The sequence below is a fragment of the Paucilactobacillus suebicus DSM 5007 = KCTC 3549 genome, from assembly GCF_001434475.1.
GTDB lineage: Bacteria > Bacillota > Bacilli > Lactobacillales > Lactobacillaceae > Paucilactobacillus > Paucilactobacillus suebicus.
The window spans coordinates 1-16,092 of the sequence record NZ_AZGF01000045.1; the positions used below are offsets into that span (position 1 = coordinate 1).

Consider the following 16,092-nt stretch of genomic DNA (forward strand, 5'->3'; position numbering starts at 1 on the left):
AACAGAGCTACAATGGCGTCGCAACGGCTGATCTTCCAGTCAATGAAACAGTGACGGTGACTTACACTGCGGGTGAACAAAGTGTCACAATCGAATATGTGGATGATCAAGCTGATGAGGCTGTAGTTGGGTCTAATAGAGTTCAAACAGGGGCAACTAATGGAACGACTAATTGGGATAGTTCTACGATTCCAACCGGCTACGTTCTTTCTCCAACACAAGCCGCTAGTGGAACCTATAAGTTTACTGCAGATGATAATCAGGTAGTTCAAATTCATTTGACTCATCACGTTACCGACAGCACAACAACTAGCACCCAAGAAATCAACTACGTGATCCTAGATAAGGATGGCAATGTCTCAATTGATCAAAGTAAGGCACCGGCCAACAATTTGCAAACATTAACTTGGAAAGTCGTTACAGATGATGTGACTGGTACAAGCTATGCAACAGCATTGCCAACAGGTTATCCAGCTGTTACATCTCCAACTGTCAATGGATACACTCCTAGTCAATCTTCAGTTCCATACAGTTATCCAACACCAGTTGCCACCGCAGATATTGAAAATACTAATATTACTGTGAACTACACACCACAGGGCAATACAGTTAATGTAACCTATGTTGACGATGTGACTGGTGCAACCGTTAAGACTGACACGATTGATGGTGTCACAGACGAAACTGGAACCTATACGGCAGATTTGAGTGGTATTAACAGTGGTTACCGTTTGGCACAAGGTCAAAGTAGTACAGTAGATTACATTATTACTGCACCAAGTGTTGCTGGTAGAGCATTGTTTGCACGAAGCGCTGAACCGGTCAATGATAGTGATAATATCGTCATTCACTTGACTCATCATTTGACAAACAGCACTACTACAAGCGATCAAGCTATTAACTACGTGATCTTGGATAAAGACGGTAATGTCTCAAGCGATCAAAGCAAGGCACCTGCTACTGACACTGAAACTTTAACTTGGAAGGTTGTTACAGATGATGTGACAGGCGAGAGCTATGCAACGGCAGAAGCAAGTGGTTATCCAGCTGTAACTTCACCAACTCTTGATGGATATACACCAAGCAAAGATGAAGTAGCATATAGTTACCCAACTCCAACCGCTACAGATAATGTTAAGAACACTGATGTCACTGTTAATTACACACCAGATGCTGAAACAGCTACTGTTACTTATGTAGATGATGTGACAGGTGAAACGGTTAAAACTGACACAATTAATGGTGTCACAGATGAAAGTGGTACCTATACTGCTGACTTGAGTGTCATCAACAGTGGTTATCGTCTAGCTGAAGGCGAAAGTGCAACACAAGATTACACAATTACCACAGATGGTAGTGATAACTTGACAGTTCACTTAACACACCACTTAACTAACAGCACAACAACGAGCACACAAACTGTTCATTACGTCATCTTGAACGGAGACGGCTCAGCTGCAGATTCACAAACAAAGGCACCAGCAGATAACAGCCAAACATTAACTTGGAAAGTTGTTACTGACGATGTGACTGGAACTAGTTATGCGACTGCTGAAGCTGCTGGATACGCTGCAGTAACTTCACCAGAGATTGATGGATACACACCAGATCAAGCAACAATCGCTGCTACCTACCCAGCCCCATCTGCTACAGCTGACGTAAAGAACACTGAACAAACTGTGAAGTATGCGCCGGATGCTTCAACTACCACTGTCACATACATTGATGATGCAGCAGGTAATGTTGTTAAGACTGATACGATTGATGGTGTGACAGATGAAACTGGCACGTATGCGGTTGATCTTAGTGACGTCAATGCGGGATACAGGCTGGCAAGCAGTCAAAGCAAAGATGTTAATTACACTGTTGCACCTGATAATAGTGGTAATATTACGGTTCATTTGACTCATAGTATTGTTGATGGCACAGCAACGACGACCAGAACAATTACCTATGTAATTACTGATGGTGACTCTGCCAAGACACCTAAAACAGTCACACAGACGATGAATTGGAAGACAGTTACTGATGAAGTTACTGGTACCAGCTATGCAACTGCACAAAATTCATACGCAGCAGTTGAGAGCCCAGTGATTGCCGGCTACACAGCTGACAAGCTGAGTGTGGCACAACTTTCTGAAGGCAATGTACCTACTAGTGAATTGGCAGATACGAATGTCAATGACACAGTTACTTACACTGCGGATGAACAAACTGTCACAATCAGTTATGTTGATACTCAAACTGGTAAGACGGTTAAAACGGCTACCGTAACTGGTAAGACGGATTCAGCACTTACAATTCCTGATCTACCTGGCTATACCGTTGACCGAACTGGATTACCAACTAGCTTTGTTGCTGGGTTGACTCAAGTAAATGTACCAGTTACTGCAATTGCAAGTAATGAACCATCAGGAAACAATGGTGGCACAACTAACAATTCAACAACTGGAAATAACACCGGGTCACAAACTTCTACAAGTAAGTCAGCTTCTGCAAATTCATTAACCGCAAAGGGTAACGGAACAGCAAATGTTAAGGCCAGTCCAAAGACCAATACAACCGCTGATCAAAACAAGTTACCACAAACGAGTGATGATAAAGATCAAGCAGCAGCAGTTACTATTCTTGGTTTAATGACAGGTATGTTTGGATTAATCGGTTTGAAGCGTCGCAAGCGCGATGAAGATTAAGCCAGAATAAACTGAAAAGCATTCATATTCTTTGATTAGAATATGGATGCTTTTTTGTTGTGTAAAAGTACTTTTCACTGGCTAAGTAGAAAATGATCTCACTGCCTAAAGGATGTTTTAAATTTTAAATTCAACGAAAATTGGTATATCAATTGATAGATTAAAAAATAGTGGGATTAAATCAGTGATTTGAAGAAAAATAAACTATTTGTTGAAACAAAATCATCATTTTGAAGCATATTTGAAGACTATAAAACTTAATTTTGTTATTATATATATGCAAATACGTTAATTAAACAAAAACGTAAGCATCACAAACACGGCATTGACTTTAAATTATTAACAATTTGATAAATGTTTACGTACGTATTTACCTTAAATATATAACGCCGTACAATAGTGGTTGAAAGGGGATGAGATTTGTGGAACGAAAAAAGTTTACGACAACGCTGGATAGTGATCTCATTAAGCAACTGAAAATCATTGCGGTGAAAAAAGAGATAAGTGTATCAGCATTGATTGAGCAAATCGCAAAACCTTACTTAGAAAATAGATCAAGAAAGATACATTAAAAAATATAAATGGGGGTGCAGGATTATGTTTGGAAAGAATAACCGGACAAATGAATTGAAAGGCAACATGAAGGAACATTACAAAGCGTATAAAAGTGGTAAAAACTGGATTTATGCAAGCATAGCTAGCCTGGCAATTGGAACAGGATTGTTATTTGGATCAACGACTGCTGTTCATGCAGACACTACTGATACAAATACAGCAACCCAATCTCTAACAGATAGTTCGAGTACATCGGTTTCCAATAACAGTGCTTCGAGCATAGTACTTTCTGCAAGCACATCTGCAGAAACTGCATCTTCAAGTGCCGATACAACTTTAGTTTCAAGTACATCATCGGAAACTGCTGGTAGTACCGCTGTGTCGTCTTCAACAGACACAACAACTTCAGGTACTAGTGAGTCACAAGTTAGTGAAGCAGTATCATCAGCCAACTTTTCTAGCAGTACATCACAGGCAACCAGTGGATCAGCAACGAGTACATCTACCGAAAGTCAGACGTTGATAAATCCAACGTCATCAGAATTATCTGACGCTAAGGCTAGTGCAGCATCAAACTATGCCACAACGGTTACAGCACAACAAATTAATTCAGTTGCTGCAGATGTTTCGGCACAAGTTACAGTTGGTACAACTACCAAAGTATACGATGGTAATGCAGATACACCATTAAATTATACGGTGACATTATCAGATGGTATGAATGCGCCTAGCGGTTGGTATGTCACTGGAACCGCAAATCAGTATTATGTATCTAATTCATCTGGTGATTTAGATCTATCAGCAGTCCAACAAAATGTTGGTACTTATTCTGTCACGTTATCAGCTGTGGGATTGGCAGCCTTACAAGCCGCTAATAGTAAATTGACGATTGACGCATCGGATATTATTGCAGGTAAACTTGAAATTACGCAGGCTCCAACTTCTTCAGGAACAATCGTCATTTCAGGTGGTTCTAAGGTATATGATAATAATTCTGCCACTGACCCGACAGAATATACGGTGACTATTGGCTCAAATTCCGGATTAGTTGCACCTGCTGGGTGGGCTAATAACGGAGATGGGACTTACACAGTTAGTGCTGCCTCAGGAGACATTGTCGGCATTACTGGACAAAGTGTTGGTAGATACCTACTTACCTTGTCTGCTAGTGCGCTTCAAAAACTGCAGGCGGCAAACCCAAACTACAGCATCAATGATGCAACGATCACGTCTGGTGTTTATCAGATTACTTCTAACATTCAGACAGTAATAGCATCCAAAAGTATCAATGTGGGTACATCACTTAATGGTACGGATGTCTATGTGACAGTTAATAATTCAGCCAATTTAACCATACCTAGTGATTGGACCGTTGTACCTGATGTGGCCGATCAAACAGGTGTTGTTTATAGTGTTCCAGTATCGTACTTTGACACCAGTGGAGTCGATACATCGACCGTTGGTACTTATACAATCACATTTTTAGCAAGTACTATTACTGAATTAAATGGTAGTGATGGTGAGTTAACAGCTGATAATATTCAAAATGGGACGATTACGGTTCATGCGTACACTGCTTCAGATGCAACATTCTATCCAGCAAACATGTTCACAACGATATCCTCTTCAACCACTGATACCGAAGACATGAATTCACAAAATTCTGGAGGTGACAACTATTATGCCACCGGATCTTCATTGCAATTGGATATCAGGCCATTGAACAACAACGCAATATTGGACATTAATAATCTGACTGAGTATTTGATTGTTCCAGATGGTTTCTTAATTGGAACAACTGATGAAAATGGGAATACGATTGTTGCGGATGATGCTGCAACGGCCGTGTATAATCAACTTACTGCGGGATTAGCATCAATTGGTGCTAATTACACTGGTTTGACAGTTGAACAAGAAGCAGATTATAACGGTAGACAGGTTTTCAAGATCAGCTTTAAGACCGTCACAACGGTTAACGGATCTGAAACTTTAGATGAAACCACACCACTAACCATCGTTTCGGATCCTAATTCAACAATTACAAGTGGATTTATTGGACCAGATGCTCAAAATAATGATAGTGCAGTTTTATATGTCACTGACAACTATGCTGACACTCAAGGACAATACACGGTAAACGGCTATGGAGCATATGTTAACATTCCTCAGGTAGCCGCTGCCCTGGGAATTGATAATGCGTATGTTTTAAATAACACGTATGGCAATTATATCTATCCATACACGATCGCCTCAAATGTTAAAGTTCAAGATACCTATAACTTTGTCGATACTGATGGCAATGTAATCAAGACATCAGTGACTTCAACAGGAACGCCAGGAGACACCTACAGTACCTCCAGCATCGTTCCTCAAACTATAACTGTTGACGGTGTGACATACGAATTAGTCGCTGATTCAATTGCAAACGTTGCTACCTATCCATTGATCTCGTCAGCATTAACATCGGTAGATGAAGTTGCACCAGGCAATACGTATAATGCAGTTTACAAAAAGGTAATCGATACAACGACGCTCAAAGCTACAGTAGAAAACATGACCATGACTTGGACTGGCAGCACACCAACAAGTTATACGGTGTCATTGCCAGATGGGTTTGTAGCACCATCAACTTGGATAGCCAATGCTGATGGTAGCTACACAGTGCCAGTTTCATCTGATGATCTAGATGTGACAGACGTTAATGCGGCTGTTGGAACATACACTGTGTCATTTTCAGCACAAGGACTCGCTGACATTGCTGCAGCTAATACTGGATATTTATTTGATACCAGTATTAATGTTGCCGGTACTTTAACAATTAGTCCAGTAACGATTACCATTCCAGTGACTGTCACAGATACAGCGGGTAACACTCTAAAATCTGGCAGCATCGACATTGCCTATCCTGATGGTGAAAGCTCAACAGGATATGACGCTAGTGCCAGTGATCAGGGATATCCAACCAAACAAATTTATCAGGTAATTGTTAATCAAAGCACCGCAAACTCCGATTACAATCCAACTCAAACTGCAAAAACCGTTTATCAAGTAGACAACGTTGCAAACACGTTGACGATAACAACATATGATGCAGACGGTGGTGTACAAGGAAGCTATACTGTAGATGAATCACAAATGGCAAACATGACACCTGGGGACTATTTAGCATATTTGCTCGACAATACTCAAAACTCACTGATCAATTTTGGGAATACGCCAACCATCGATGATTCGGACGAATATTCTAAATTAAGTTATGAATCAATCGAAGTTATCTACGATCAAAAGATGGATGTAACGGTCACTTATGTTGACGACGATGAAGGTGGTAAACAAGTTGGCAACACTGGTACAATCACTGGGTTTGCTGGGGATGATGTAACCTATACTCCAGTCGTTCCTGATAATTACTCATTGGTAAACTCGAGTGATGCTGATGGTATTTCATATACGATCACAAGTGGCGATACAAATGAAATCGTTGTTCACCTAGAACACCAACATGCGACCAGCACAATGACGACAACTAACACTGTGAACTACACTGGATTGCCAGAAAGTAAGACACCGGATTCAGAAACGGCCACCGTAATTTGGAACGTTGATACCGATAAGGTGACAAACATTTCAACATACACACCGGAGGATACAACGATTATGGTTGCGTCTCCAGAAGTAACTGGATATACACCAGAACAAACAAGTGTAGATTTTAATCAAGCAACAACCACAACGGCACCAATTGGTCAAACAGCGACTGTTAACTATACGGCCAATAAGCAGTCAGCAACGGTGGAATACGTGGATGATGATAATGGCGGTGAGATTGTAGGTGAAACTGCAGAAATTAACGGAGTGACCGATGAAACTGCAGATTGGAATACGGACAATTTACCAGCGGGATACGAATTATCAAGTGGGCAAGCGGCAAGCGGTACTTACACTTTCACTGCAGATGATAATCAAGTAATTCAGGTACATGTATCACATATTCACACAATTGGGACTGCAACGACAACTAACACCGTTACTTATACAGGCCTTCCTGACGATAAAACACCAGCTGCAGGTACTGTGAATGTTGAATGGACAACTGATAAAGATGAAGCTACAGGGGTGACAACCTACACAGCAGCAACTACAACTAGCACTGTCGATTCACCAATAGTAGCAGGTTATACGGCGGATCAAGAGAGTGTTGATTTCGACCAGACGACAACGACAACGACGCCGGATGGCCAAACAACAACTGTTAACTACACAGCTAATAAGCAGTCAGCCATTGTCGAATACGTAGATGACGATGATAATGGAAAAATTTTAACCACCACGACTACAATCACTGGGGTTACTGATGGCAGCGCTGAGTGGAATACAGATAATCTACCAACTGGATATAAATTAGTTAATGAAGCAGATGCGAATGGCATTTACACATTTACCGCAGATGCTAATCAAGTTGTGAAAATTCATGTTGCACATATTCATGAATCTGGCACCGCTACAACGACTAACACAGTTAACTACACCGGTTTACCTGATGATAAAAATCTGTCAGCGGGGACAGCTGATGTGAATTGGGTGACGGATACTGATTTAGCCACTGGTGTAACAACCTACACGCCAGTTGATACGACAACGACCATTTCATCACCTGCAGTCGCTGGATATACTGCAGACCAAGCAAGTGTTGATTTTGATCAAAGCACAACGACAACGGCTCCAACTGGTCAAACGGCAACAGTTAACTATACGGCTAATGCCCAGTCGGCAACTGTGGAATATGTTGATGACGACAATGGCGGCACTGTTCTAAGTACAACCGCACAAATTGACGGGGTAACCGATGGAACCGCAGATTGGAATACGAACAATTTGCCAGCTGGATATAAATTAGCAAACGGACAAGCTGCAAATGGTACTTACCAATTTACCGCAGATGCTAATCAGGTTGTTCAGATCCACGTGGCTCATATCCACACAACGGGAACAGCAACGACAACCAACACCGTTCACTACACGGGTCTCCCTGAAGGTAAGACACCAATTGATGGTACTGTAAATGTTGAATGGGCAACGGATACGGATGAAGCTACTGGGGTAACAACTTACACACCAGCGGATGCAACCAATACTGTTGTCTCACCAACAGTGGCAGGTTACACACCTAGTCAAAGCACTGTTGAATTTAGTCAAGCAGCATCGACTAGCACACCGGCAGATCAGTCAAAGACTGTGAACTACAATGCAGATTCACAAACTGTAACGGTCAAATATGTTGATGACGATAACAATGGTTCATTGATCGATTCATATGAAATTAATGGTGTCACAGATGAAACGGTTGAATGGAACACTAACGACTTGCCAGCTGGATATAAAGTTGCAACTGGTCAAAAAACTAATGGATCATACATTCTGACAGCTGGTGAAGACCAAACTATTATAATTCACCTGGTTCACCAACACACAATTGGTCAGTTAACAACGACGAATACTGTAAGCTACACAGGGTTGCCAGAATCAAAAACTCAACCAGATCAGAGTGCTGATGTTGAATGGACTACTGATACTGACGAAGTTACTGGAATGACGACATACACACCTGCAAATACTACAACTTCAATTGAAACTCCGGTGGTATCTGGTTACACCGCCAATGAGTCACAAGTTCAGTTTGCACAAAGTACGGTAAACGAGCAGCCTAACAACCAGACTGCAACAGTGAACTATACGCCCGATGCTCAAACAATTAATGTCACTTACATTGATGATGTTACGGGCCAACAAGTCGGTACAACACAGACATTAACTGGTGTGACTGACGAATCTGGCACCTACAATGTTGTGATTCCAACAAACTATGTTTTGGCAAATGGTCAAGCATCGACCATTGATTACACATTCACGGCTGATGGTAATGCTAACTTAGTGATTCATTTAAATCACCACATCACAGATGGCACAGCAACAACTACTAGGACAATCAACTATGTAATTGCTGATGGTGACAAGACAAAGACACCTTCATCAGTTGTACAAACAATGAACTGGAAGACAGTCACTGACGACGTTACCGGGGAATCGTATGCAACTGCACAAAATGTGTATGATAAAGTTGTTAGCCCTGATATTGCAGGTTACTCAGCTGATACTGATGCTGTTGCAATGGTTGTAAATGGAAGCATGGCACTTAGCCAATTGACTGATACAACAGCAACTGTAACTTACACAGCGGATAGTCAATCCATCACAATTAACTATGTTGATTCAGTGACTGGGAAAATTGTTAAAACGGTGACTATCAACGGCAAAACTGATTCTACGTATGTAATCCCATCAATTGATGGCTATACGATTGATAATAATGATGCAACGATGATTGTCGAAGCTGGAGTATCTGAAATTTCAGTGAAGGTCACACCAATTAACACTGGTAATAATGGTGACGGATCAGATTCTGATGATACAACAACATCAGGTAACAATGGTGACAGTTCGAAAGATACGACAACGTCAAATAATGATGGCGATAATTCGAAAACTCAGACGGGTAACGTTATCCCAGAATCATCAGCCACTAATGTCGGTAGTAAAAATGAAAATACTCAGAATATAACAGTCATAAATACTGATCTAAATCAAGAAAGCGACAGTTCGTCGAACTCTAAAAATACTAATAACACTAATAACACTAATAACACTAATAACACAAGTAACACGCAACAAAAATTACCTCAAACAGGTGATGAAAAGAGTCAAGAAATTGGCTTAACAGCCATTGGTGTATTGGTAGGATTCCTTGGAATCATCGGATTGAAGAAACGTAAACGTGATGAAGATTAGTTAGTATCAAAAAAGCTTGGTAACAGAAAATTGTTACCAAGCTTTTTTTAAAATTTGATGTGGTTCACGTGATAAATAAATTCAGGAAAAGAGGAATTTACTTATCTAGCAAACATGATAATTATATAAACGATAATAATATTTATCGCTCATAATGCCTACGATACTAGCAGATATTGGGTGGTTAAAACATTTGACGCAAAACCAATAGCCACGCACAATTAGAATGCTTTTTAAATAAAAAAATAATTTTTGCTTATGGCTATAGAACGTAAAAAGTTTTACTTATCAGTGTTTAGAAAAATAATTAAAAATATATAAGCGTACGTGTTTACTGGAATGAAAAATCACCGTAAAATAGGGGTATAAATTAAAGGGGGATGACTAAAATGAAACGAAAATTCACAACAACCCTAGACGCGGACCTAATCAAAAGAATGAAAATTGATGCTGTCGAAAATGATACAAGTGTTGCCAATCTGTTAGAGGAACTGATCAAAAAATATTTGAAAGATAACGTTAAAGTACACTGAAAATTAAAAGCTGGGAGGAATTAGCATGCTAGGAGATTACAGAAAATTATCAAGTAAAAATCATACATCCCATGAAGATAAGTCGGGATTGCATTATCGAATGTATAAGTCCGGGAAAACATGGCTTTTCTCGAGCCTATTTGCTGTTGCTATTTTTGGTGCTAGCACATTAACTGCACAAGCTGACACTAATACGGATCAAGCTGATAGTAGCCAGGTTGCCACTATTAGTAGCTCAAGTGCTTCATCAAGCGCGGTAGTACTAAACTCTGCATCTGCTACCTCGGAAAGCGCTAGTGCAGATGCGACGTCGATTGCCACAAACTCAACTGCTGATTCACAGAGTACTAGTTCTGAAAGTAGCAACCAATCATCGGCTACCAGTAACGAAACTAGTTCTGCCGTCGTTGCAGAAACTAGTGATGCAAGTTCGACAGCCAGTTCGGCAAGTAATACAAGTACTGCAAGTTCAGCTACTGTAGCTGCCTCAGATGCTACATCAATAAATTCGGATTCAAGTATATCTGCTGCAAGTGCGGGCACTGCTTCTAGTTCGAGTGCGACAACTAGTTCTGCCTCAGGCAGTCAATCTGTAACATCGTTATCTTCTGCAGCAGATAGCGTCACTTTATCTGGTGCCAGTTCAAATAGTGCTGATTTAAACACTGTTACTTTGATAAACCCAAGCTCTGACGCAATTGCAGATGCTAAAACAAGTGCAGAACAGGCTTACGCACTAACTGGCCAAGCGCAAGAAGTTCAGGCGGTCGCTGATGATACGACCACCAATGTTACCGTGACCCTGAATGCGACTGCCGTTGGTTATAATACCGGAGTGTCATCACTGATAGTCACTGTCTCAGTGACCAATCCAGTAGCTGGTGAAACTTATACAATTAACTTTCCCGCTACAACGGCCGTTATTCAGTCATATAGTTATCAGGATCTTTCATCAGTTGGTGGTACATCGACTTGGACTAAAAATTCTGATGGTACCTACACCTTAGTTGGCACTTTTAATTCAAGTAAAACTGGTGTTGTGTCACAAGTTATCACTGTGTCACTGCTAACAAATGCATGGGCTAATAGTAATCCAATGCAAGAAATTGGAACTACTACTAAGACCATCACATATTCAGTCGATGGTGTTGACCAAACGCCATTAACATTTACACAAACAATTACCCCTGGGCTTAACTCAAACTTTGGCACAACAACTAGGACTAATACAGCTACAAGTACCGGCGTTCAACCAAACACAGACTATATTTATACTTTTAAAGTCGGCGAATGGAACGGTGTTTCTGACAGCTCCAACGCTTCTAACATAATAAACTCGGCAGCTAATTATGGTGGCACAACAATCACGATTCCTGTTCCCGCTGGATTTGTATTAGATTCTTCAATGACGCAAGCGTTAAATGTCGGCGCTGATGGTACAAATTATTTGGCAGGAACAACTATTACTCAACCTGATGGCCCTGGTGGAAATATAATTATTACTGCTTCTGCAGCCAGTGGTAAACAAGGATGGAACACACCATCCGGTTATCAGATTGTGGGTTACTATACCACAACACAAACAAGCGCCAATCAAACTCTTGCTGCCAGCGGACCGGCAACATTTACGCAAGTAATCAATGCTGCAGGTGACACTCTAACAGGGACTGGGACAACGGTCTGGACCGATACGCTGATAGGAACGGCTACCGCAACCACGAATACTGGTACAGTCACTCTAAACGGAAATAGTAGTTCTGCTTCAACCACATTGTCGTTAGGAACAAGTACGCCACCAGCAACGCTAAATTCATTTACCCTGACTAACACATCTACTAGTTCCTCTACTAATGCTAGTCTTACTGTTAGCATTCCTAATGGATTTAATGTAACAACTATCACGACCCCAACATCAGTCAATAATAGTAGTTATTATATGAACGGAACCACCTCGTATTCATACGTTATTACGCTTGCTGATGGAACTCAAGAAAATGGGATAGTTGATGCTGGTAGCTCAATCACATCAGCTGATGGATCTGCAATTAGAACAGCGGTAATTACTCCTAACTATTTGGCTGCCGGAGCCAAAAGTGGTTCATTTACTTTAGTAGGTACTTTGTCTACGACCTACGATAATGGTTCCGCAGTGAATATTGGCGATAAATTAACTACAACTGTCACACTTAACTTTGGTGGTTCCTCCACAGCAGCTGCAACTAAAAGTGTTACACAAACTGTTGCCGAAGCGTATACCAATGTATATGCATATGTCCATCAAACTTCCCAGGTTCCTGGTGCCACTAATTCTGGGTTTATGTCATTACAGCAAATTGGGAGTAATCCACATACAACTAATTTGGTATATGAACCAATTTTTTACTACGTTATCCCAACATCCACTACTATTTATAAAGTTGCGAATACTGGCGATGCTAAAGTATCGTATTCAACCACAGACGACGGACGTACTTTAGTTATTATCGACTATACAGGTACCGGCGACTATGTTGATATGACTACTGGTAGTGGCTATGTCCAAGTTGCATTATCAAATAATTCTGACGCACTACCAGGACAATATAAGTATTACATGTACGTGGACTCTCCAACCACTAAAATTAATAACACAGGGGCAGCTGCAGACCTGTCATATGTAAATGGTGATACAAATGCTGTGACGATAGCTATTGGTAACTGGACTCTTAATTCGGCTGGTATCTTTACTGACTACTCTTATGCTCAAGGTAATGAGGACACAGATGCAGTTACTAGCGGAACGGCGGATACACACGGAGATTCTACAGTAACTTTTTATACTAGTGTTGTTAACACATCCGCAAGCAGTACAAATACCACTGCAACAGAAGTCGTTAACTTGCCAACAGTTGGTGATTCGCAAGGATCACAATATAACTTTGAATTAACTGGTCCTATAACGGTACCAACAAATTACACCACTGCTGCTGGTACTGGCACTGCAATTACTGCTACGGTTTTGTATTCAACAAGCTTGCAATCAATTGATGCTAATTCAACTAGTCCAGATACTACGGGGTACGTTACCGCAGATCAAGTCACTGATTGGTCGGCAATTCGTTCGGTCATCATTGAATTGACAGGTATTTCAAGCAACACTTCTACTGGCCGAATTGCATTTATCGGTACAGTTGAAGATTTTCAATCGCAGGCTGGTAATACCGGCTATTTGGAAACTGCAATCTACGTTGGCACTAGTAAACCAAGTATCAGTTCAAAAGGTACGGCGGCCCAACTTTCAATTGAAGGACAGTCAACTGTTTATGCAAGATTGCATTACACGTTGAATGGCCAAGATGTATATGTTGACCTGCCTGATTTAACTCAAACATTAAATGAAAATGTTGATGTATTACAGGATATTTATCCGACAACTGAATCAGGCTTCTCGGCCACAGATCAAGCACTATTCCCAGCGGGATATACACTTGTTGCAAATTCAATGCACATTGTGGGAGCTGACGGTGGTGTTGGTTCGGCCGTGATCGGGGATGTTGCACAATTCAGTTATGATGGAAATTATGTTCAGTATGAATTGATCGGTGATAGTAATCTTGACATCACTTATGTAGATGACGATGAAGGTGGGATCCAAGTTGGCGATACAGTCACTGTTAATGGTCCTTCAGGGAGTGCGGGCAGTTACACTCTAGTTATTCCTGATGGATACAAGTTAGCAGATACTCAAGATATAACAATCAATGACGACACAATTTCATTTACGTATACCGCTGGAGATACCCCGTTAACGATTCATTTAGTCCATGACACAACTGTGACGGATATGACAACGACCAATACAGTTAGTTATACTGGATTGCCGGATAAAGATGCTCAGGCATCTAAATCAACGACTGTTAACTGGACCGTAACAGTTGATCCAGTTTTGAATACGACAACTTATGTACCAGACAGCACAACTACATCAATTGTTAGTCCAACTGTTGAGGGATATACACCAAGTCAATCAACGGTCACGTTTAGTCAGGGAAGCGGTGCAACAGAACCAACTAGCCAATCAGCAGTAGTCACATATACAGCTGATTCTGAAACGGCAACCGTAAACTATGTAGATGATGTGACAGGTGAAATTGTTAAAACAGATTCAATTAGCGGCTTCACGGATGATACTGGAACGTACACGGTTGATTTAAGTGATATTAACAGTGGTTATAGACTAGCAAGCGGTCAAAGTAGTTCAGTTGATTACACACTTGCAGCTAATAATGGTACGACTCTTACTATTAACTTAACTCATCACTTAACACACAGCACGACCACGAGCACGCAAACGATCAACTACGTGATCTTAAACGGTGATGGTACGGCTTCAAGTGATCAAAGCAAGGCACCAGCCAGCCATACCCAGAACTTAACGTGGAAAGTTGTGACGGATGATGTGACGGGCACGAGTTACGCGACTGCCGAAGCCACAGGCTATCCAGCCGTAACGTCACCAACGGTGGACGGCTATACACCAAGTGCAAACGAAGTGGACTACAGTTATCCAGCTCCAACTGCCACGGCGAACGTTAAGGACACCACGGAAACAATCAACTACACGCCAGATGCGGAAACCGCGACAGTAACTTATGTCGATGATGTAACTGGTGAGACGGTGAAGACAGCCACGATTAATGGTGTGACGGATGAAAGTGGCACCTATACGGCGGACTTAAGTGGCCTCAACAGTGGTTATCGATTGGCCGCCGGCCAAAATGCAACTGAGGATTACACGATCACCACGGATGATAGTGATAATCTGACGATTCATCTAACCCATCACTTAACGAACAGCACGACCACGAGCACGCAAACGATCAACTACGTGATCTTAAACGGCGATGGTACCGTATCGACTGACCAAACAAAAGCACCAGCCAGCCATACCCAGAACTTAACGTGGAAAGTTGTGACTGATGATGTTACTGGTACGAGTTACGCGACTGCCGAAGCCACAGGTTATCCAGCCGTAACGTCACCAACGGTGAACGGCTACACACCAAGTGCAAGTGAAGTGGACTATAGTTATCCAGCCCCAACTGCCACGGCGAATGTTAAGGACACCACGGAAACAATCAACTACACACCAGATGCGGAAACTGCGACAGTAACTTATGTCGATGATGTAACTGGTGAAACGGTGAAGACTGATACGATTAATGGTGTGACGGATGAAAGTGGCACCTATACGGCAGACTTAAGTGGCCTCAACAGTGGCTATCGATTGGCTGCCGGCCAAAGTGCAACTGAGGATTACACGATCACCACGGATGATAGTGATAATCTGACGATCCATCTAACCCATCACTTAACGAACAGCACGACCACGAGCACGCAAACGATCAACTACGTGATCTTAAACGGCGATGGATCGGTATCAGCTGATCAGAGTAAGGCACCAGCCAGCCATACCCAGAACTTAA

Annotated in this window: 5 protein-coding genes; all 5 read left to right on the forward strand. The window is 41.5% G+C overall.

The features are described 5' to 3' along the window. On the forward strand, positions 1-2,693 hold a 2,693-nt coding region (locus tag FD16_RS11580; RefSeq protein ID WP_156403257.1), incomplete at its 5' end, for a mucin-binding protein. Positions 2,694-3,115: 422 nt separating this feature from the next. After that, positions 3,116-3,265 carry a hypothetical protein gene (locus tag FD16_RS13055; RefSeq protein ID WP_164478695.1) on the forward strand — a complete coding sequence of 50 codons (150 nt, stop codon included), beginning with the start codon at positions 3,116-3,118 and terminating at the stop codon, positions 3,263-3,265. A 25-nt stretch (positions 3,266-3,290) separates the two neighbouring features. Further along, complete coding sequence (locus FD16_RS11585; protein ID WP_010621304.1) at positions 3,291-10,094, forward strand: mucin-binding protein; 6,804 nt, start codon at positions 3,291-3,293, stop codon at positions 10,092-10,094. 389 nt (positions 10,095-10,483) lie between these two features. After that, positions 10,484-10,627, forward strand: coding sequence for a hypothetical protein (locus FD16_RS13060; RefSeq protein WP_010621305.1), 144 nt, complete (start codon positions 10,484-10,486; stop codon positions 10,625-10,627). 25 nt (positions 10,628-10,652) lie between these two features. Further along, positions 10,653-16,092 (forward strand): mucin-binding protein (locus FD16_RS11590; protein ID WP_082603541.1); only part of this gene is annotated, 5,440 nt, incomplete at its 3' end.